General features: G+C 37.1%; 17 protein-coding genes and 1 tRNA gene. 15 read left to right on the forward strand and 3 right to left on the reverse strand.

Annotation, left to right across the window (positions count from 1 at the left end; translation table 11 throughout):
* Positions 1-4 precede the first annotated feature (4 nt).
* The 9 genes from GSB9_02114 (at position 5) to GSB9_02122 (ending at position 13,859) form a co-directional block, all read left to right on the forward strand.
* Positions 5-1,438, forward strand: a complete 1,434-nt coding sequence (locus GSB9_02114; GenBank protein ID UKM65544.1) for a carbohydrate-binding protein — start codon at positions 5-7, stop codon at positions 1,436-1,438.
* Positions 1,439-1,451: 13 nt separating this feature from the next.
* A complete protein-coding gene (locus GSB9_02115; protein ID UKM65545.1) occupies positions 1,452-2,291 on the forward strand; it encodes a glycoside hydrolase family 16 protein in 840 nt (279 codons plus the stop codon).
* A 92-nt stretch (positions 2,292-2,383) separates the two neighbouring features.
* Complete coding sequence (locus GSB9_02116; GenBank protein UKM65546.1) at positions 2,384-5,836, forward strand: hypothetical protein; 3,453 nt, start codon at positions 2,384-2,386, stop codon at positions 5,834-5,836.
* Between the two features lie 7 nt (positions 5,837-5,843).
* The gene (locus GSB9_02117; GenBank protein ID UKM65547.1) at positions 5,844-7,133 is read left to right on the forward strand and encodes a glycosyl hydrolase family 17; all 1,290 of its coding nucleotides are present in this window, start codon (positions 5,844-5,846) and stop codon (positions 7,131-7,133) included.
* A gap of 17 nt (positions 7,134-7,150) precedes the next feature.
* On the forward strand, positions 7,151-8,638 hold the full coding sequence (locus GSB9_02118; protein ID UKM65548.2) for a glycosyl hydrolase family 30: 1,488 nt from the start codon (positions 7,151-7,153) through the stop codon (positions 8,636-8,638).
* A gap of 35 nt (positions 8,639-8,673) precedes the next feature.
* Positions 8,674-10,239, forward strand: a complete 1,566-nt coding sequence (locus GSB9_02119; protein UKM65549.1) for an MFS transporter — start codon at positions 8,674-8,676, stop codon at positions 10,237-10,239.
* A gap of 19 nt (positions 10,240-10,258) precedes the next feature.
* Positions 10,259-11,185, forward strand: coding sequence for a glycosyl hydrolase family 17 protein (locus GSB9_02120; protein UKM65550.1), 927 nt, complete (start codon positions 10,259-10,261; stop codon positions 11,183-11,185).
* A gap of 266 nt (positions 11,186-11,451) precedes the next feature.
* The gene (locus GSB9_02121) at positions 11,452-13,032 is read left to right on the forward strand and encodes a T9SS type A sorting domain-containing protein (protein ID UKM65551.1); all 1,581 of its coding nucleotides are present in this window, start codon (positions 11,452-11,454) and stop codon (positions 13,030-13,032) included.
* 146 nt (positions 13,033-13,178) lie between these two features.
* Positions 13,179-13,859 (forward strand): LysE family translocator, encoded by a 681-nt coding sequence (locus tag GSB9_02122; protein UKM65552.1) that lies wholly within the window; start codon positions 13,179-13,181, stop codon positions 13,857-13,859.
* A gap of 151 nt (positions 13,860-14,010) precedes the next feature.
* On the opposite strand, the gene GSB9_02123 is transcribed toward GSB9_02122, so the two are convergent.
* From GSB9_02123 to folB, 3 genes are all read right to left on the reverse strand, one after another.
* Complete coding sequence (locus GSB9_02123) at positions 14,011-14,433, reverse strand: VOC family protein (protein UKM65553.1); 423 nt, start codon at positions 14,431-14,433, stop codon at positions 14,011-14,013.
* A gap of 142 nt (positions 14,434-14,575) precedes the next feature.
* Positions 14,576-14,646, reverse strand: a tRNA-Cys gene (locus tag GSB9_02124).
* Between the two features lie 114 nt (positions 14,647-14,760).
* Entirely contained in the window at positions 14,761-15,123 is a 363-nt protein-coding gene (gene folB / locus GSB9_02125; protein ID UKM65554.1) for a dihydroneopterin aldolase, read from the reverse strand.
* A 98-nt stretch (positions 15,124-15,221) separates the two neighbouring features.
* Between folB and GSB9_02126 the strand changes: the two genes are divergently transcribed.
* From GSB9_02126 to GSB9_02131, 6 genes are all read left to right on the forward strand, one after another.
* A complete protein-coding gene (locus tag GSB9_02126) occupies positions 15,222-17,216 on the forward strand; it encodes a glutamine--tRNA ligase/YqeY domain fusion protein (protein UKM65555.1) in 1,995 nt (664 codons plus the stop codon).
* Between the two features lie 190 nt (positions 17,217-17,406).
* On the forward strand, positions 17,407-18,285 hold the full coding sequence (locus GSB9_02127; protein ID UKM65556.1) for an IS982 family transposase: 879 nt from the start codon (positions 17,407-17,409) through the stop codon (positions 18,283-18,285).
* Between the two features lie 68 nt (positions 18,286-18,353).
* On the forward strand, positions 18,354-18,836 hold the full coding sequence (locus GSB9_02128) for a DUF1761 domain-containing protein (GenBank protein ID UKM65557.1): 483 nt from the start codon (positions 18,354-18,356) through the stop codon (positions 18,834-18,836).
* 65 nt (positions 18,837-18,901) lie between these two features.
* Positions 18,902-20,056, forward strand: coding sequence for a GNAT family N-acetyltransferase (locus GSB9_02129; GenBank protein ID UKM65558.1), 1,155 nt, complete (start codon positions 18,902-18,904; stop codon positions 20,054-20,056).
* A 161-nt stretch (positions 20,057-20,217) separates the two neighbouring features.
* Positions 20,218-21,879: a histidine kinase gene (locus GSB9_02130; protein UKM65559.1), complete on the forward strand. Its 1,662-nt coding sequence runs from the start codon at positions 20,218-20,220 to the stop codon at positions 21,877-21,879.
* Positions 21,876-22,508 (forward strand): response regulator transcription factor, encoded by a 633-nt coding sequence (locus tag GSB9_02131; protein ID UKM65560.1) that lies wholly within the window; start codon positions 21,876-21,878, stop codon positions 22,506-22,508. The genes GSB9_02130 and GSB9_02131 overlap by 4 nt, the downstream gene beginning before the upstream one ends.
* Positions 22,509-22,524 lie beyond the last annotated feature (16 nt).

The following is a 22,524-nucleotide window of genomic DNA, read 5'->3' on the forward strand; positions in this document are numbered from 1 at the left end:
TATTATGAAAAGAATTAATTTTAAATATAACATCACGTTTGCTTTAATTGGCTTTATGTGTGTGTTGATTACAAGTTGTGATAGAGAACTTTCGGATGATGTTGAACTAGCTACGTTTCCTGTTACTCCAGATATTTTTACAGACAACCCCGTTGGATTAACAGATCAATTTTTTGAGTCTTTCGATCCGGCCACAGGCGCCAATACAGAAGCCTTTGGTGTTGATGAGAATGAGGCCTACCAAGGAACAACATCCATCAGAATTGATGTACCAACACCCACAGACCCCGATGGAGGTTATGTTGGCGGTATTTTTAGAGACCGTGGAGAGGGTAGAGATTTATCAGGTTACGATGCGTTAACGTTTTGGGCCAAAGGTTCGACTACAACAACCATTGATCAAGTGGGTTTCGGAACTGATTTTGTTCAAAACAAATATGCTGTTGTATCAGAAAACATAGAGTTATCTACAAAATGGAAAAAATATATTATTCCAATCCCAGACCCTTCAAAATTAGTGCAGGAAAAAGGCATGTTTTTATTTTCCGCAGGAACGCAGAATACCAATGGTATGGGCTATACCATTTGGATAGACGAATTAAAATTTGAAAAATTAGGCACCATCGGGCAACCAAGACCGGCAATTTTTGGTGGTCAAAACCAAACGGCACAGGGTAATGTTGGTACAACACTACCGGTAACGGGTTTAGCTTATACCGCAAACCTCAGTAACGGGCAAGATGTTACCGTATTAGCTGCTCCAGCATATTTCGATTTTGAAACTTCAAATCCTTTTGTAGCATCTGTGGATGAAACAGGAGAGATTTCTATCGATGGTTTGGGTGAAATAAATCCTGATACTGGGCTCATAGACAATACAGCTACAATTACAGCGAGCTTGGCTGGTATTCAAGCTTTAGGGTCGCTTTTGGTTGAAGCTGTTAATATTGAGGTGATTTCAATTTTCAGCGATTCCTATGCTAATGTTGCTGTAGATAATTATAATGGTTTTTATGAGCCTTTTCAAACCACACTTGGAGGAGCCATTAATGAAAATGGCAATAACATTATAGATTATACAGAATTGAATTTTGTCGCTATAGAATTTTATGGAAGAGAAGGTAGTGCTGTAATGCCCATAGATGCCACTGAAATGACCCATTTGCATATAGACATTAGAGTAAACGAGTCTGTTGAGGCATCCGATTATATCAATATTTCATTACACAATAATTTTACACAAGCTACCGAGGTGTCAGGAACATTCCCAATCTCCGGTGCCGATTTAAAAAGTAACGAGTGGGTGCAATTCGATATTCCATTATCTAGTTTCATCGGATTAAGTGAAAGAGACGCCGTAGGCATGATGCTGTTTGTTACCGATGGTACAATTGCTAATGTGGCTTTAGACAACATATTCTTCTATAACGAACAATAAAAACTTGCTTAACATGATAAATAGAATAGTAAACAGTAATATAAGTAACACCTTTATTTATAAGGTGTTATCCGTAGCCTTAGTTTTTTTAATAGCAAGTTGCAACCCAGATGAAACACAAACGGTAACTCATTTTAAAAACATGGTTTTAGCAGAGGAGTTTAATTATAAAGGAGCACCTAATCCGGCTATTTGGAACTACGATATCGGGCAAGGAGAAAACGGTTGGGGAAATAATGAGTTACAGTATTATACCGATAGAGCAGAAAATGTTTTAGTAGAAGGCGGTGTGCTAAAAATTGTGGTACATAAAGAAGATTATGAAGGCGCGTCTTATACCTCGGGTAGAATTTTAACTAAAGGCTTATTCGAACAACAATTCGGTCGCATAGAGGCACGAATTAAATTGCCTTGGGGACAGGGACTATGGCCAGCTTTTTGGCTGTTGGGCTCAAACATTGATGAAGTTGGTTGGCCGTTTTGTGGAGAGATTGATATTATGGAAAACCGAGGGCAAGAACCAACCTTAATTAATGGCACTATTCACGGGCCAGGTTACTCTGGTGCCAATGCTGTCACTAAAGCCTACGAACTTGAAAATGATAGATTCGACACTGGTTTTCACATCTTCGGAATAGAATGGGGGTCCAATTACATCAATTATTATGTAGACGATGTGCTTTATAACCAAATTACACCGGATGATTTAGATGGTGAATCATGGGTATTTAACAATCAACCGTTTTTCATCATTTTAAATGTTGCCGTAGGCGGCAATTATGTAGGAGCAGTTGGAGAAAACACCGTATTTCCACAAACCATGGAAGTTGATTACCTGAGGGTATACGAATAAATTCCAAATCAAAAGAGTTAATTCTAACCGTAAAAGAGTATCAAAATTTAATCTAGCAGGCCATAATTATGCCTAAAAATTAAAATATTGTAATGATTTCAACCACACAAAATAGAGAACAGGAAGAAAAACAAGTTATCAATGGAAGTCTTGTAAACTTTGAAAACGAAACTTATTACAAGATTGAAAATAGCGATGCCATGCGTCCATTTTTCATGAGTATCGTTTCAGATTCTAACCATTGGATGTTTGTTTCAAGTAACGGTGGCCTTACGGCTGGAAGAAAAAATGCTGAGTATGCTTTATTTCCGTATTACACCGACGATAAAATAACCGAATCGGCCGATATTACTGGTAGTAAGTCTATTTTTCAGATTAAAAAAAATGGAAAAACCCTAATATGGGAACCGTTTTCAATACGTCAAATCGGTATTTATAATATCCAACGTAATCTTTATAAGAATGTGTACGGGAACAAAGTGGTTTTTGAAGAAATCAATGAAGACTTGGGATTAATATTTAAATATCAATGGAGTTCGAGTAATACTTATGGCTTTGTAAAAAGGTCGATGCTAATTAATAATTCTAATGAGGTTTTACAAGTAACGTTTCTCGACGGATTACAAAATATTATACCCTACGGCGTTGGTTCCGAATTACAGAACTCCAGAAGTAATTTGGTCGATGCCTACAAAAGGAGCGAACTCAAAACGCCTTCGGGACTTGGTATTTATGCCCTTAGCTCCATAATCGTAGATAAGGCAGAGCCTAGTGAAGCCCTTAAAGCTAATGTGGTTTGGTCTCTAGGTTTGGAGCAGCCCAAATATTTATTATCGTCTATGCAATTGGATGCGTTTAGGCGTGGTGGTGATGTTAAGCAAGAAGAAGATGTAAAAGCTGAAAAAGGAGCCTATTTTATTAGTAAAACCATTGAACTTAAAGGTAACGAATCCAAATCTTGGAGTTTTGTGGCTAATGTTAATCAGTCGGTAACACAAATTGAAAACCTTGCAGCGCAAATAAGTAACCAAGCTAATCTTGGCAAAATTGTTAATAACGATATCGATAACGGTACCGAAAACCTAAAGGCACTGGCAGCGGCTGCAGATGGCTTACAACTCACGGCAGATGCCATGACCAATACCCGCCATTTTGCGAATACATTATTTAACATTATGCGTGGTGGTATTTTTGACGATGATTACAACATTGAAAAATGGGATTTTTTAAAATACATAAAAAAAGCCAACAACAATGTTTATGAAAGTAAAAAGGAAGTTCTTGAGAAGCTTCCGGATCAGTTCACACAAAACCACATTAAGCGGGTGGCAGAGCACGATAGCGATACCAATTTTAAACGTTTGTGTTTAGAGTACTTACCCCTTAAATTTAGTAGAAGACATGGTGACCCCAGTCGCCCATGGAATAAATTTTCCATCAACACACAAAGTGAAGTAGACGGTTCTAAAATATTGGATTACGAAGGAAACTGGCGTGATATTTTTCAAAACTGGGAGGCCCTAGCACACGCTTACCCTGAGTTTATCGAGAGTATGATTCACAAGTTTCTTAACGCTACAACTTTTGATGGCTATAATCCCTACAGAGTAACCAAAGATGGTTTTGACTGGGAAGTTATTGAAGAAAATGACCCTTGGTCGTACATTGGTTATTGGGGAGACCACCAAATTATTTATTTACTTAAGTTCTTAGAATTTATTGAAAGCCACTACCCTAACGCGCTTGAGAATTTATTCAATGAAAATGTATTTGTGTACGCCAATGTGCCTTACAAAATAAAAAGTTACAACGATATTTTAAAGAATTCGAAAGACACCATTGATTTTGATTATGAACTAGACCAAAAGATTAATGAGAAAAAAGCGAAGTTAGGTGCTGACGGCGCCCTTTTACAAGACCAAAACCACAACATTTACAAAGTTAATTTAATTGAAAAGTTGCTAGCCACTGTACTTGCAAAAGTGTCCAATTTTATCCCAGAGGCAGGTATTTGGTTAAATACACAACGCCCCGAATGGAACGATGCGAATAATGCCTTGGTTGGTAATGGGGTTTCTATGGTAACCCTGTATTATTTAGAGCGGTTTTTAACGTTTTTCGAAGATGTGGTAACAAAATCGGATGTCGAGTCGGTGCAATTGTCTTCAGAATTACTTGCCTTTTTTAAAGCGGTTTGTACAACGCTTGATGCGAATAAAGACATTTTAAACCGCACTATCTCAAATGAAGATAGAAAAACCGTTTTAGATGGTCTTGGTACAGCAGCAAGCGATTACCGATTAGCCATTTACAACAACGGATTTAAGGGTGAAAAAGACACATTAAATAAAGTAGATGTTTTAGAATTCTTAGCGGTTACACGAGCTTATTTGCAGCAATCTATTATTGCTAACAAGCGTGCAGACAACATGTACCATGCCTATAATTTAATGACGATAGAAAACGATAAGGAAATTTCCATTTCCTATTTACCAGAAATGTTAGAAGGTCAAGTGGCTGTGCTAAGCTCAGGATATTTATCGCCACAAGACGCCTTACAATTATTAGATGGCTTGAAAAATAGTGCATTGTTTAGGCCAGATCAATACAGCTATATTTTATATCCTAATAAGGAGTTACCTCGTTTTGACAAAAAGAATAATATCTCAAGTGATGAGGCAGAACATTCAAAATTACTAACACAATTGGTTGAGGATGGCAATACCCAAATTATAGAAAAGGATGTAAATGGCCATTATCACTTTAACGGTAATTTCAATAATGCTGATAATGTAAAAGAAGCTTTAAATAAACTTCCGAGCGATTACAAACCATTAGTTGAAGCCGAATCTAAATTGATTTTAAATGTCTTTGAAAACGTATTTAACCATAAAGCATTCACAGGCCGTTCGGGCACATTTTATGGTTACGAAGGGTTAGGCTCTATTTATTGGCACATGGTTTCAAAATTACTTTTGGCCGTTCAGGAAAACTGTTTGCTGGCCATTAACTCTAATGAAAGTGATGAAACTATTGGTAGGCTATTAGAACATTACTACGAAATACAAGCTGGAATAGGGGTACATAAGTCCCCAGAATTATACGGAGCTTTTCCAACAGATCCCTACTCCCATACCCCAGCAACTAAAGGTGCACAACAACCCGGTATGACGGGCCAGGTGAAAGAAGATATTTTATGCAGGATTGGTGAACTGGGTGTTTTTGTGGAGGAAGGTAACATTGTTTTTAACCCATGTTTACTTAGGGAAAGCGAACTCATAAATGAACCAAAGACATTCAGTTACATCGATATAAATGGCGATAAGAAGCAAATTGAGTTAAACCAGAACGCATTGTGTTTTACTTACTGCCAAGTGCCAGTAGGGTATCAATTGTCGGATTCTGAAAATTTAGAAGTGTTTTACAGCGACGGAACAACAAAAAAATTCGACAGCCTAAAACTCGACGGAGACACTTCTAAAACCATATTTGAACGTACTGGAACGATAGAAAAAATCCTTGTTTCTGTTAAAGACCTTAAATAAAAACATTATGAATCGCCTACAAAACAATTTAGTGGTAGTTGCGCTTATAATTTGTGTTTTTGGGTGCAGGCATAATTCAAAAAAAGACATTAAAAACGTGACAACAACCATGCATATTTCAGCAGCAGATATTTTAGGAAATCCAGAATACCTAGCCATTTCTTATGGTGGTTATCGTGAAGTATCAAGGGATAGTCAACCAACCATAGCCCAGCTAAAAGAAGACATGAACATTTTAGCAGCTATGGACATAAAAGTATTGCGCACCTATAATGTTCAACTGCAAAAAGCTGCTAATCTTCTAAAAGCCATAAAGGAATTAAAGGAACAGGATTCCAGTTTTGAAATGTATGTAATGCTTGGCGCTTGGATAGATTGCAAAAATGCATGGACAGGCCAAGAGCCCGACCATAATATTGAAAGCGAGCAAAATGCAGTTGAAATTGAACGTGCCGTGAATTTGGCAAAACAATATCCAGACATTGTAAAAATAATTGCTGTTGGAAATGAGGCGATGGTACGTTGGGCAACTAGCTATTATGTGCAGCCCAATGTAATCTTAAAATGGGTTAACCATTTACAAAATTTGAAGCAATCTGGCGACTTACCAAAGGATTTATGGATAACCAGCTCCGATGATTTTTCATCTTGGGGTGGCGGCGATTCCAGTTACCATACCAAAGATTTAGAAGAGCTAATCAAGGCAGTCGATTATATTTCAATGCATACATACCCGATGCATAACTCTCACTATAATCCTGCCTTTTGGTTAGTTCCAGAAGACGAAAGTCAACTTTCTGATGAGGTCAAAATAGAAGCTGCCATGCAGCGTTCTTTAGAATTTGCCCAAAAGCAATACGACAGCGTGTGCAATTACGTAAAGAGCTTAGGTGTAAAAAAGCCTATTCATATAGGCGAAACGGGATGGGCAACGGTTTCGAATGAGCATTACGGGCCTGATGGTTCAAGGGCCTGCGACGAATACAAATCGGGGCGCTACCATACCTTAATGAGGGAGTGGACCAACAAAAACAATATCTCCTGTTTTTATTTTGAAGCTTTTGATGAACGATGGAAAGACGCCGCAAACCAATTAGGCTCAGAGAATCATTTCGGTCTTATCAATTTAAAAGGGCAAGCCAAATATGCGATTTGGGACTTGGTGGACAAAGGTATTTTTAAAGGCTTAACCAGAGATGGAAATCCCATTACAAAAACATACAACGGAAACAGAGCGGCCTTGATGAACGATGTTTTGGTACCGCCATCAAAGACGGTAGAACGTGTTTCGCACTAATAGCAAATAGAATATTTATGAAACGACTCAATATATTTTTATTCGGATTAATATTAACCATTATGGGGTGTACTGAAACTCATAAAGAATTAGATATTCAAGTATTTGAAACCTCGTGGTCAGGGAATAAACTGACTGAAATTAATGAATTTCAACCTGCCGATACTGTGGTGAATGTGGTTTTGATGCCTGAAAAAACCTTTCAAACCATAACGGGATTTGGTGGTGCTTTTACCGAGTCATCAGCCTATTTATTAAACCAGCTTAGTCAGGCAAACAGAGATACCATTTTGCGTGCTTATTTTGCTAAAGATGGAGCCAGATATTCGCTGACGAGAACCCATATGAATTCTTGCGATTTCTCACTCAGCAATTATTCATATACTCCAGTTGAAGGTGACAAAAACTTAGAGCATTTTACAATCGAAGAAGATCATGACGATTTAATTCCCATGATAAAAGATGCGATGGCTATATCAGACGATGGCTTTAAAATTTTCGCCTCACCGTGGACGGCAGCACCATGGATGAAGGATAACAATAGCTGGGTTGGCGGTAAATTGCTTCCTGAATACTACGACACTTGGGCCTTGTTTTTTTCAAAATATTTGGATGCCTATAAAGCCGAAGGTATAGATATTTGGGGCTTTACCGTAGAAAACGAACCGCATGGCAATGGAAATAATTGGGAGAGCATGCACTTTTCACCCAAAGAAATGACCGATTTCGTTCAATTTCATTTAGGTCCAAAATTGGAAGCCGATGGCTATGGCGATAAAATTATATTGGGTTATGACCAAAACCGTGCCGGTTTAAAGGAGTGGGTAGATGAAATGTACAGAGATGAAGCGTCATCCAAATACTTTGACGGTACGGCAATTCATTGGTATGAAAGCACTTATGATTATTTTCCAGATGCCTTACAATATGCACACCACAAAGCTCCAAATAAGTTTTTAATTGAAACCGAAGGTTGTGTAGATGCTGAAGTGCCAAAATGGAAAGACGATTCTTGGTATTGGAAAAAAGAGGCCACCGATTGGGGTTGGGATTGGGCATCGGAAGAAGACAAACATTTACACCCAAAATATGCGCCAGTTAATCGCTATGCCAGAGATATTATTGGTTGTCTCAACAATTGGGTAGATGGCTGGGTAGATTGGAATATGGTTTTAAACCGACAAGGTGGGCCAAACTGGTTTAAAAATTGGTGCGTCGCACCTGTTATTGTTGACCCGGACGCCGATGAGGTTTACTTCACACCGCTTTATTACACCATGGCACATTTTAGCAAATTCATTAGGCCGCAAGCCCAAATAATTGCTGTAGAAAACCCTGATCAAGAACTTATGGTCACAGCTGCAAAAAACCCAGACGGTTCCATAGTGGCAGTTATTTTTAATGAAACAGAAACTCCAAAAAGCATTAACCTGACTTTAAAAAACCAAACTAAACGTTTCACTATAAACGCTAAAGCCTTGCAAACCATCATTGTTACCAAGTAATAAAAAAAACCAACAAACAACTAAACCGAAAAGATATGTCAAAAATAGAAACAGCAGCAAAAGATAAAGTCCCGGTTGGGCAAAAGGCAGCATTTGGTGCAGGCCATTTTGTGCTCAATCTATTACCGGGCGTATTGGGGGTTTATCTTCAAGTATTCATTTTAACGGCATTTGGCATGGATCCGGTTTGGGCCGGTCTTTTAGGAGGTTTACCAAGAATTTTTGATGCCTTAACCGACCCAATAATGGGTTTTATATCAGATAACACAAAATCGCGTTGGGGCCGAAGACGACCTTATATTTTTGGAGGTGCAGTAATTAGCGGTATACTTTTCATATTGATGTGGCAGTTGGACGAAAATGCATCGCAAACCTTCAATTTTTGGTACGTTATGATTTTGCAAATATTGTTTCTTGTTGGTAATACCATGTTTGCAACACCTCTTGTGGGTTTGGGCTACGAAATGAGTTCAGATTACAACGAGCGTACCAGGTTAATGAGCTTGGCCAATTCTATGGGGCAAATTGCTTGGATGATTGTGCCCTGGTTATATGTTATTATACCAGATGTAAACACCTTTGATAATCCAGCACAAGGGGTGAGAACCATGGCGGTTATTGTGGGGGCCGTTTGTATTTTATTTGGTATTCTTCCTGCTTTATTTTGCAAAGGTATCGACTCGGCTAATATGGAAAACCGAAAAGAAATCAATTTTAAAACCCTGGCGGCAAACATGAAAGAACTTATAAATGGAATAAAACAAGTCTCCAAAAACAAGCCTTTTATGAAACTTTGTGGTGCTACTTTTTTGGTGTTTAATGGGTTTCAGTTAGTAGCTGCTTTTTCGGTATTTATTATTGTTTTCTACATGAATCAAGGAAGTTGGGAACAAGCAGGCACTTGGCCCGCTTGGTTTAATACCTTAAACGCGATGATTACAGCTTTTTTAGTCATTCCAATTGTATCTAAAATGGCCACCAAATGGGGGAAGCGAAATGCCTTTCTAATTTCAACATTCTTATCTATAGTAGGCTATATACTTAAATGGTGGGGTTTTGATGTGCAGCTTAACGATAGTTTCAATAAAACAGCTCTAGGGCATAGTTTAAATCAAGGTGTGGCCTCAATTTTTGATATTTTGAATCCATATCTTGAAAATATGGGCATGTCGTGGTTTAGTATTGACGCCAGTAATGGCATACCGTGGCTTATATTTTTACCAATTCCTTTATTTGCTTTTGGTATGGGAGGGCTGTTTACATTGATGATGAGTATGACCGCTGATGTTTGTGATTTAGACGAATTGGAGAATGGTATGCCTCGTAAAGAAGGAACTTTCGGTGCAATTTATTGGTGGATGGTAAAATTGGGTCAAGCCTTAGCCATTATTTTAAGCGGTGTGATTTTAAAAATTGTAGGCTTCGATCAAAATATAACCAATCAAGCGGCAGAAACCATGACACAACTTAGAGTTGCAGATATCGTGGTGCCTGCTACAACAGCGGCTTTGGCCATGGTTGTGATGTGGAGGTACAGTTTAAATGAAGACCGAGCTAGAAAAATAAAAGAAGAATTAGTAGCAAGACGCGGGGAATTGTAATCATAAAATTATTTAAAGGATGTCGTACAGAGCAGGTAAAATAGGGTCGTTAGCAGGAGTAAACCTAGATAAAAAAACCACCAAAGGCTTACAAAATGTTTTTAAGCGCGTTCTAAAAGGAGGAATGCATGGGTTGTGCTTTAGCCCTTATGAAGAAGGCCAGCAGCCTGGCGATCAAATTACAGAGAAGCAGATTAGAAGGCGTATGAAAATCATTAAGCCTTACACGAAATGGATACGCTCTTTTTCCTGTACAGAAGGAAATGAATTGATACCTGTTATAGCCAAAGAATACGGAATTAAAACTTTAGTTGGTGCATGGTTGGGCGATGAACCCGAAATAAATAAAAAAGAAGTTGAAGGCCTTATAAAACTAACTAATGAAGGTTATGTGGATATCGCCGCAGTTGGAAATGAAGTAATGTACAGGGGCGATTTAACAGAATCTAAACTTTTAAGTTTTATGCAACAAGTTAGAGAAGCTATCCCTTCAGATATCCCAATAGGATATGTAGATGCCTACTATGAGTTTACGCAAAGACCTAAAATTTCTGAAGCTTGTGATGTTATTTTGGCCAATTGCTATCCGTATTGGGAGGGTTGCCATAACGATTATGCGTTATTGTACATGAAAGATATGTTTCGACAAGCAGTAAAGGCTGGTAATGGTAAAAGAGTGATCATAACCGAAACCGGATGGCCTAGCCAAGGCAAAGGCTTGGAAGGGGCACTTCCTTCCTGCCAAAACGCTATAAAGTACTTTGTAAACGCTCAGTATTGGTCACAGGAAGACGATATCGAAATGTTCTATTTTTCATCGTTTGATGAATCTTGGAAAGTTGGTGCCGAAGGCGATGTTGGTGCTTTTTGGGGATTGTGGGATAAAGATGAAAAATCAAAATTTTTACCCTTTCCACTTAGGATAACTACAAAAAAGCTCTTGTAGCTAACCGTAAGTTAGTTTGAATTAAAATAGGCTTCAATACATCTCATTGTTTTACCTCAACATGACCACAACATGATGAATTTAGCCACCGTTTTTGTGTTGAATTTTCCGCTGTAAACCCTCTATTTTAGTGGTTTTATTGAAAACCACAGTTTTTTTAAACAATGTATGTTTTTTGTAGTGGTTACATTTTCTTTATAAGGGCTTGATTTAGTTAAGTTTACAATAACCAAAAAACTAAATTATAAATCTAAAACTATATTATTATGAAAAAATTTACTTTGATGTTTGTGTTATTAATCACGGCGTCTCTTGCCTTTGCGCAGGGACCAACCGATAATGCCACAGAACCGCCGGCTAGAAACACAGGAGATGTTATATCTATATTTAGTGGAGCGTATACCGATGTTGAAGGATCAGACTTTAATCCTAATTGGGGGCAAAGTGGTTTCGGAACGGCCAACACAAGTTTTGACCCGGGCACAGGAAATATTGTGTTAGCCTACCCTAATTTTAATTATCAAGGTGTTCAGTTTGGTAGTACCCAAAATATTTCAGCTATGGAATATTTACACGTTGATATTTGGATTGATGGCTCTTTCAATCCTAATGTTTATGTCATTAGTTCGGGAGCCGAAATTGCCCACCCTATTACAAATTCTGGTTCAGGCACATGGACAAGTGTTGATATCCCCGTTCCTGGCATTACAGGCGACCTATCGAATTGTATCCAATTTAAATTTGATGGTGGAAATGGAACAACAGATGGTATTTATGTAGATAACTTATACTTCTGGAAAGACGCTGCAGACCCTGCTACCGATGCCACTTTAAGTGATTTACAAATAGATGGGGCAACTATTCCTGGTTTTGGTCCTGGAACAACAGGATACACCTATACAGTGCCTACAGGAACAACCGACGTACCTCAAATTACTTCTGCCACAACAAACAATGCTTCGGCAAGCACTGAAATAACCCAAGCCTCTAGTATTCCAGGTGATGCTACAGTTGTGGTAACAGCCCAAAATGGTATAGACACCACAACATATATAGTGTCGATTATTGAAGAAGGTCCGTCTGCGGCTGCTCCAACACCGCCAGCTAGAGCCGCTGAGGAAGTTATATCTATTTTCAGTGATGCCTATTCAAATATTTCGGTTGATACGTTCGATACGCCATGGTGCCCAGGTACAACCCAAGAGGTTATGGTTGAAGGAAATGCTACCAAAAAAGTTACTGGTTTAGGTTGCGAAGGTGTGGAATTTATTACAGGTAGATTTGATGCTACCGGATTTACACATTTTCATATGGATATTTTCACCGAAGCTGAAACCCTAGATAAAAGTTTTAACGTAAAATTCTCTAACTGGAATGGCGGTAGTGGAGAAGCCAATGCATTAGAGTTCTCGGTTACTAACGTAAACTTTTTAACTAGCCCAAATCCGGGAACATGGATTTCATTAGACATCCCTTTAAGTGAGTTTACACCAATAACCAACGGCGATATTAATGATATTGTACAATTTGTAATCTCATCCAATTTAGGAACAGTTTATTACGATAACCTTTATTTACACAAAAACACTACTTTAGGTGTTGAAGATCATATTTTGGCTCAATTAAAAACATATCCTAATCCTACAAAAGGAAATTGGACTATTAAAACAGCAGATATTGAAATGCAGTCCATTTGTGTATACGATGCCTTAGGAAAAACAGTTTTATCACTTAATCCAAATAGTAGAGAAACTACAATTGATGCATCTGGCTTAAGGTCTGGTTTATATTTTGCTCAAATAAAAACAACAAGTGGTTTGGCAAGCATAAAGCTTATTAAGAATTAATTTGTTTAGTTTAGTAGCTTTTTTAAGCAAAGGGTATGGTTTTAATTATCATGCCCTTTTTTATGCATTAATGTTAAATCGAATCTTCATCAGGACGTTAGTTTTAAAATATTTCTTTACTTTGTATAGAAACCCTCTCATTTTCTATGATTGATGATATTTTAACGGCTATCCCCTTCGGAATTATACTTGCTTTTACCATTGGGCCAGTATTTTTTGTGCTGCTTGAAACGAGTGCCACAAAGGGGTTTAGAAGTGCCTTAATTTTTGATTTGGGCGTTATATTGGCCGATATCATTTTCATTATAATCGCGTTTTACAGTACCAATAATCTGCGTGGAAAAATAAGTAACGACCCTAGTTTTTTAATATTTGGCGGTGTTTTGTTGGTAGTTTACGGCATTATTTCATTTATGAAAACGTCCAAATCATTCCGGGCTATTGTAAAAGAATACCATAAAGTAGAAATAAAAAAAGGTTATGGAAAACTTTTCGTTAAGGGTTTTTTGCTCAATTTTATCAATATTGGTGTGCTTTTGGGTTGGCTTGGGTTTATTGTGTTGGGCGATTCGTTAACCAGTTCAGAGCATGGTAGTTTTATTTTTATTTTGGGTATGCTAATCTCCTATTTTATTTGCGATATTATCAAGATTTTAATTGCAAAAAAGCTCAAGGCAAAACTTACACCACGGCTCATTTTTAAAACTAAAAAAATAATAGCCCTTGTTATTTTAGGCTTTGGGGTATTATTGTTTTTACAAGGTGTATTCCCTAAAACTTATGAGAAGAACAAAGAAAAATTGGAACAGATTAGCCCGATAAATTGATAAGTTTTTTGTCAAGGGTTCGTTTAACGTTGATGAATAAGATTAGTTGCTTCTATCAGCAACTGCAAACTGAATAGAAAATCCGCGAGGATTTTCGTAGGCAAACTAAAACTAACAATTAATTTTATACGGCTTGTTGTGTGTAGTTTTTTTATTTATAAAATTCTTGTTCATTAACTTTAATTGTGGTTAATTCAACCGTATGTCCATCGAGGTCTTTTGTGTATATTGAATCAAAATAATAATGGTCTTGGATATTAAATTCCAGATTCAATTCTGTATATCTTTTTTTAGCTTTTTCAAAATTATCATTTGTCACATTAAATGCGAAATGGTCAATTTTTACATTTTTTGAAGTTGGTTCAAGTTTAGTGTCAGTTGTATTTGCTGGAAACAATGCGATTCCTGACTTTCCTGAAAGTAAAAAGATTGGAAAGTCTCCCCATTCGGGCAATTGATATCGTTTCAGTCCCAATACTTTTTCATACCATTTTGCAGAAGCGTCCATATTAGCGACTCTAATTGCTACATGATCTAAAAATTCAATGTCTATTTTATGCTTTTTATTTGTCATTTTTTAAATTACACACAACTTTAAGGATATGCGTCCTCTTAATGACTCGTATCCGAGGTTAAACGAAATTAGTCGAAATTTTTTACAAAGTCAAATATGAAACATAAAAAAAGCTCCCAGAACCAACTGGAAGCTTTTGTTGAGGCGTCGAGCGGATTCGAACCGCTGTAAAAGGTTTTGCAGACCTCTGCCTAGCCACTCGGCCACGACGCCAGTTTTTATATGGCTATCAAAACATATTTTGATAAACCTTTGAAATGGTCATTCCCGAGGCGTCGGGAATCTGCTGCAAATGTAAAAAAAAATAACACTTATCAATAGTTAAAATTAATTTTTACGCTCTTCGGTCATTTTAATCGTTACGCGCTCTACATCACCACCAATGGGCGGATTGAGTTTGCTTACCCAAACCGTAGCTTTGGTTACTAGATTATCTTCATTAAAAATACGGGTTAAAATGCGCTTTGCTACAGTTTCCAATAAGTGCGAAGCTGTGCTCATTTCTTCTTTAATAACCCTATTGAGAAACACATAGTCAACCGTGTCACTTAACTTATCGGTATTGGCCGAGGTTTGTAGATTGGCTTCCACCTCCAGATCTACACGATAGTCGCTTCCTATTTTGGTTTCTTCCTTAAGGCAGCCGTGGTAAGCAAATATCCGTATGTTTTCAACTTTAATAATTCCCATGTTAGCGTATTAAAATCTCGATTATCGAGCAAAATTACCTAATTTTACACAGAATTTTGAACTAACCCGATTAGTTTCTGTAATAGGATTAAAAATTTATGTCTGAAGAAAGAAAATCGCTCAACTTTATCGAGCAAATTATAGAGGAAGATTTAGCCAATGGCATGCCAAAAAGCCATTTGCGTTTTCGTTTTCCACCAGAACCCAATGGGTATTTGCATATTGGGCACACCAAAGCCATTGGCATTAGTTTTGGTTTGGGCGAATATTACAATGCACCTGTAAACCTTCGTTTTGACGATACCAATCCCGCCAAAGAAGAACAGGAATATGTAGATGCCATTAAGAAAGATGTAGCTTGGTTGGGCTACCAATGGGATAAAGAATTATTCTCTTCCGATTATTTTCAGCAACTTTACGATTGGGCCGTTCAACTCATTAAGGACGATAAAGCCTATGTAGATTCACAAAGCAGTGAGGCTATGGCCGAACAAAAAGGAACGCCTACTCAACCTGGTGTTGATGGCCCTTACAGAGATAGAAGCGTAGAGGAAAACCTCGATTTGTTCGAGCGCATGAAGAACGGTGAGTTTGAAGAAGGCGAACACGTATTGCGTGCCAAAATAGACATGCAGCATCCCAACATGCTTATGCGCGACCCACTAATGTATCGTATTTTAAAGAAATCGCACCACCGCACAGGAAGTGATTGGTGCATTTACCCGATGTACGATTGGACACACGGTGAGAGCGACTACATCGAGCAAGTTTCGCACAGTTTGTGTTCATTGGAATTTAAGCCGCACAGAGAGCTTTACAATTGGTTTTTAGACCAAGTAGTCGACCCCAATAAATTAAGACCTAAACAACGCGAATTTGCCCGTTTAAACCTAAGTTACACCATTATGAGCAAGCGTAAATTGCTCAAATTAGTAGAAGAGGGCATTGTTTTAGGTTGGGATGATCCACGTATGCCAACCATTTCTGGGTTGCGCCGCAGGGGTTATACGCCAGCTGCCTTAAGAAAGTTTGTAGAAACCGTTGGTGTGGCTAAACGCGATAATGTTATAGATGTGTCGCTTTTGGAGTTTTGTATTCGTGAAGATTTAAATAAAACAGCACCACGTGTTATGGCAGTTTTAGACCCTGTGAAATTGGTAATAACTAATTATCCTGAGGATAAGGTAGAGTGGCTTGATGCCGAAAATAATCAAGAAGATGAAAGTGCCGGATTTAGAAAAGTGCCGTTTTCCAAAGAACTTTATATCGAAAAAGAAGATTTTAAAGAACAGGCGGGCAATAAATTTTTCAGACTTAAAATGGGTGGTGAAGTACGACTAAAAAATGCCTACATCATTAAAGCCGAAAGCGTAGTAAAAGATGCCAAAGGAAATATAACTGAAATTCACTGTACGTATTCTGAAGACACCTCGAAAAAAGTAAAAGGCACATTGCACTGGGTATCCATTCAACATGCCATAAAAGCTGAAGTTAGGGAGTATGACAGGTTGTTTATGGACGAAGCGCCCGATGGTCACCAAGACAAAGATTTTATGGAATTCCTTAACCCGAACTCTTTAAAAACTATTGAAGCTTTTGTTGAACCAAGCTTAAAAAAGGCCGAAATAGGGGATAGGTTTCAGTTTCAACGATTGGGGTATTTTAATGTCGATCAAGACACCTCTGCGGCACAATTGGTTTTCAATAAAACGGTTGGTTTAAGAGATTCTTGGGCTAAACAAAAGCCTAAAGCTCAGCAACCAAAACAGTATAATAAAAATCCGCAACAGCCCAAGCGTAAGGCGATAAGTGTTGTTCAACAATTAGGAAAGAAATACACCAATTATCCAGAAGATAAACAGGCTAAAGTAAAAGCTGAAATAAAAGAACTGGCTAAAAATGTAAGCTACGATGAGCTAGCACCTTTATTCAACACAGCCGTAAAAAAGGCTGGTACGCGTATTGCCGTAACTTTGGTTTTGGGCGTTTTATTGGAAAACGGATTGGAAAGAAACGATGAAATCAATGCGTTTTTAGCCAAGGCTTTGGAAGATAAAAATGAATTGCTAGTAGCCGAGGCAAAGGCTATATAAGATGTGTTATGCTGAACTTGTTTAAGCATCTCATTAAAACATTATCATGTTGTGCTTTCTGTAACAGTTTCAGCGTTTTCAGCCAAGGTGTTTGTACTTAAAAAATAAGACTCTAACCCGTTGTGCATTTAGAAAAAGTTGTGCAAACTGCTAAAAGGCAGTAAATTGTAGTAACCACACTATAATTTATATGCACAACTTTCAAACAAATTACGACAAAATACTCAAGGTTTTAAAAGAATTAGATTGTAAAATGGATTATTTACGTCAAATACGCAAACCTAAATTGAGAGATAAAGAACTCATTGCTGTAGATTTAACATCAGAGTATATGGGTGTTGATAGTGAATGCCAACTTTTTCGAATTCTACCTGCTGGTTTATCCAGAAAAATAGAGCGCAGTGTCTACAACAGAAGAAAGCGTAAGTTGTTTCCATTTAGAGAATCACTTCGAAAAGCATTGGTAAAGAAGCTGAATACATCCGAGTATTGTTATATCGTTGACAGCATGCCTTTAGAGGTCTGTAAATTATCAAGAAGCTCTAGGAGCAAGATATGTAAAGAACAGGGATACAGTCTGCCCGAAAAAGGATACTGTGCGAGTCAATCAAGCCATTATTATGGGTATAAGCTGCATGCTGTCTGTTCTGCGCAGGGTGTTATAGAAAGCATGGACATTAGTCCTGCTTCTGTACACGATATCAACTATTTAAAGGATATAAGGCACCAATTAAGTGATTGTGTATTGCTTGGCGACAGAGGTTATTTGTCAGCGGAACATCAATTAAATTTGTTTGAATCCCATAATATTAGGCTAGAAACCCCTATGAGAAAAAATCAACATAACTATAGGGAGCAGCCGTATATCTTCAAGAAATCCAGAAAACGTATTGAAACTTTGTTCTCCCAACTTTGTGACCAATTTATGATTCGAAGGAATTATGCTAAATCTTTTGAGGGGTTCAAAAACCGAATATTGTCTAAGATTACAGCTATGACGGTCATTCAATATATAAACATGTTTGAATTCAACAGAAATATCAATAACCTAAAAATCAATATTGCCTAAATGCACAACGGGTAGACTCTATTATTTTTTTAGCTATCTTTAAACATACTAATCAATTAATAAAAACTATGGAATTCAATTTTTTAGCAATGCTGGTTGCTGCGGTTTCAGCATTGGTTGTGGGTTTTATTTGGTACAACCCAAAGACGTTTGGTACGGCCTGGATGAAGGCGGCCGACATGACCGAAGAAAAAATGAAAGGGGCCAACATGGGCAAGATTTTCGCTTTAGCCCTATTGTTTGCCTTTATGCTATCAATGGCACTTCCAGGAATTGTTATTCATCAAATGGGAGCCATCAGTTTGGTGGGTGGAGAGCCTTCAACGGCACTACCTTCCTATGAAGCTTTTATGAATGATTATTCCAATGCCTTCAGATCGTTTAAGCACGGTGTGTTACACGGGGTTTTAACGGGGGTTTTTATCGCATTGCCTATTTTGGGCACCAATGCGTTATTCGAACGAAAAGGTGCTAAATATATTTTTATTAATGCAGGGTATTGGATTGTTACACTTGGTATAATGGGCGGTATTATCTGTGCTTGGAAATAATTTTTTGTAAACTTTTAACATAAACAAAGACTGAGAATTGTAATTTTCAGTCTTTTCTTTTTGTATTGATACACCATAAAATTTATACCGCATTTAATGAAATTCCGGCTGGGTGGAATGCTTTGGTAAAACACGACGTTTTCCTGCAAAGCCATTATTTACAAGCCATGGAAGAAGCGTCTCCAAAAAATATCCATTGGTTTTACATTGGTGTTTTTAAAAATGATGATTTAATTGGAATCGCCATTGTGCAGCGTGTGCAGCTATATTTAAAGGATATGTTTAGAGACAACCAAGTATCGTGTTTAAAAACGTTTTTTAAAGATTTGGTGTCCCGTTTATTAAAAGGAAATATTTTAGTTGTTGGCAATCTTACCCACACGGGGCAACACGGTATTTTTTTTGACAAAGAGACCGTTTCGCAACCTGAGTTTTTTAGGGAAGTTTTTTTGGCACTAAACACCATAAAATCAAACATCAAGCAAAGCAATAATAAAACAATTAGGGCTATTGCATTGAAAGATTTCTTTAGAGATGAAGATATCCATAAAGCCAAAACGGTTTTTACGGTTGCAAAACTTCATCGAGTTTATGTGCAGCCCAATATGTTGCTTTACGTCAGGCCAGATTGGATAACTTTTCAGGATTATCTTTCAAGCCTAAACAAAAAGTACCGAGACCGTTACAAGCGCGCCAGAAAAAAAAGAAACGGCATAACGCCTGTTGAACTGAGTTTAGAAGACATAAAAGCACATACTCCTGAGCTTCATAAACTTTACAAGAATGTTTCTAATAATGCTAAGTTTAACACATTTTTGTTGCCCGAAAACCATTTTTATAGTTTAAAAACCCAACTTAAAGAAAACTTTAAAGTTTATGGGTATTATCTAAAGGATGAATTGATTGGTTTTTATACCCTTATTTTGAACAATCAAGATTTGGAAACCTATTTTTTGGGATACGACAAAGATCACCAATATTCCAATCAGTTGTATTTGAATATGCTCTACGATATGTTGAAATTTGGTATTGAAAACCAATTTAAAACTGTAGTTTATGCCCGTACGGCTATGGCAATTAAAAGTTCGGTAGGAGCAGAAGCCAAACCTATGGTGGTGTATTTAAAACATACCAATGGCTTTTTAAATACGGTGTTAAAGTTAATTTTTGAACTTATGAATCCGTCTGAAGATTGGGAAGAAAGGCATCCGTTTAAATAGATTTGTTTTAGTAAATTAGTCAATAAAGGATTAGAAATATTTGTTCAATAAAGGGTGACATTATTACGAGTAGGTGACAAAGAAGAAGTTCATCATTTTAAGCATCAAATTGCATTTCAATATTCGCAACAACGTTTTAATTAGCCTATTAACTACAAAGTATGCAACTGAGTCTAAGAAACCTCATACTCATCATAATAAACAGTTTGATTTTTTTGGTCATTCTTATGTTGTCTGTCACGTTTTATAACCAATTCTCAAAAGTACTTGATGATAGAATATTACTTCAGTTAAATTCAATAAAAACCTTAAAACAGATACAGATTGAAAACTTAATAAAGAGTGAATGGAATGCGTTTTTAAAAGCTAAACCGAATACATTTCCCGTTGATAGCCTTAACATGAAATTGCCTCCAACATCAATAAAGACTTCTGGTATTTACGATTTTACAAAGTATAATAATAAGGGGTTGACCTCAATAGGTTTAGTTTCTGTTGAAGGTAAACAAACACAGGTAAAAATTATACCATACAACAAAATCAAAGAAATATTGTTGGAAAGAGCCGGAATGGGCAATAGTGGCGAATCGTATTTGGTGGGCGACGATTTTTATATGCGGTCGCAATCGCGGTTTTTGCCCGAAAAAACACCCTCAACTATTTTGGTTAAAACAGAAGGGGTTGTTGCAGCACTATCCGGAAAAATAGGAAGAGGGGTTTTTAAAGATTATCGAGGTGTTGATGTGTACAGTGTTTATAGCCCAATTAAAATGTCGGGACTTAAATTGGTAATTCTTTCAGAAATCGATACCAGTGAGGTAAAAGCCCCACTAGAACAACTAAAGTTGAGATTGCTGGGTTTAATTTCAATAATCATGGTAATAGCCATTGTTTTATCGCTTTTTCTTACCAGAATTATTACCAATCCCATTACCAACATGAAAAAAAGTTTAAAGGTAATGGCTGCGGGTGATTACAACCAAACCAATGAATTTGCTAAAAACTCGAACGAAATAGAGGAGATGTTTGAAGCCCTAGACAATTTAAAAAAGTCCTTGCAAGGTGCTGTAAGGTTTTCCAATGAAATAGGTAAAATGAACCTCAATTCACATTATGTTCCAAAAAGCGATAACGATTCATTGGGCAAAAGTTTAATAAAAATGCGCGACAAGCTCATTGAGTTTAGAAATAACGAAAACAAAAACCGTATTAGCACAAAGCGCCAGTTAGTTGATGGTTTGGAGAACGAAAGGCGCCGTTTGTCCCGCGAACTCCATGATGGCATAGGACCGCTATTAACGTCATTAAAATTTTATATTGAAAATAGAATTGACAATAAACAGCAAAAGCAGGAAATGATAAAGATATTAGACGGTACCATTTCTGAAATCCGATTGATGTCCAATGCGCTAATGCCGTCTACCTTAGATGATTTTGGCGTGGGCGTAGCCATAACCAATTTTGTTGACCACATTAAAAAGACATCGGGCATTTCTATTGAATTCGAAGATTTAACCAAAGAAACCGATAGTAAAATAACTAAAACCCAAGCCATTAATCTTTTCAGGATAGCACAAGAGCTGATAAATAATGCTTTAAAACATTCAAAATCAAGAAATATTAGAATTTCCCTTTCGGAATTTGATGATTTTGTGTCGCTTTTTTATTTTGACGACGGTGTTGGTTTCGACCTTAAACGCGTAAAATTAGGTTCAGGAATAGTTAACATTAAAGAACGTGTTGAAATTTGCAACGGACAAATTTTAATGAAATCTAAACAAGGAAGTACTACTTTTGAAATTGAATTACCAATAGATTTATGAGCAAAATAAAAGTTATAATAGCAGACGACCATGAGCTGTTTAGAAACGGCCTTAAAGAGCTTTTAATTAAGCAAGACGACATAAACGTGGTAGCAACCGTTGGCGATGGTGAGCAGTTTATGGAAGTGGTTAAAGAAATTAAGGATATCAATATCGTTTTGCTTGATATTACTATGCCAAACATGGATGGCTTTCAGGTTTTAAAAGCGCTCAAAAATCTAAACGCTTCAATTAAGCCGATAATAATTTCCATGCACAATGATGGTAATTACATCGCAAAATGTGCCAAAAGTGGCGCTTACGGATATCTGCTTAAAAATGCAGATGAAGACGAACTCGTTAAAGCGATTCGAATGGTTAACAAAGGACAAAAATACTTTAATTCAGAGATTGCAGAAAAGATGATAAACTTTATGTCTGAACAAAAGGTTAGTGAAAACATCCTTTCAAAAAAGGAAAAAGAAGTGCTTAACCTAATTTCAGAAGGGTATACAACCAAAGAGATAGCCGCGAAATTATTTGTAAGCACCCGAACCATTGAAACCCACCGCGCCAACATTTTAAAAAAGCTCGAAGTAAAAAATACTGCCGAATTAATAAAAAAAGCTGCCCAAATCAATTTAATTTAACGTTTTATCCGTATTT

The sequence above is a fragment of the Flavobacteriaceae bacterium GSB9 genome (genome assembly GCA_022749295.1).
Classification (GTDB): Bacteria; Bacteroidota; Bacteroidia; order Flavobacteriales; family Flavobacteriaceae; genus Flavisericum.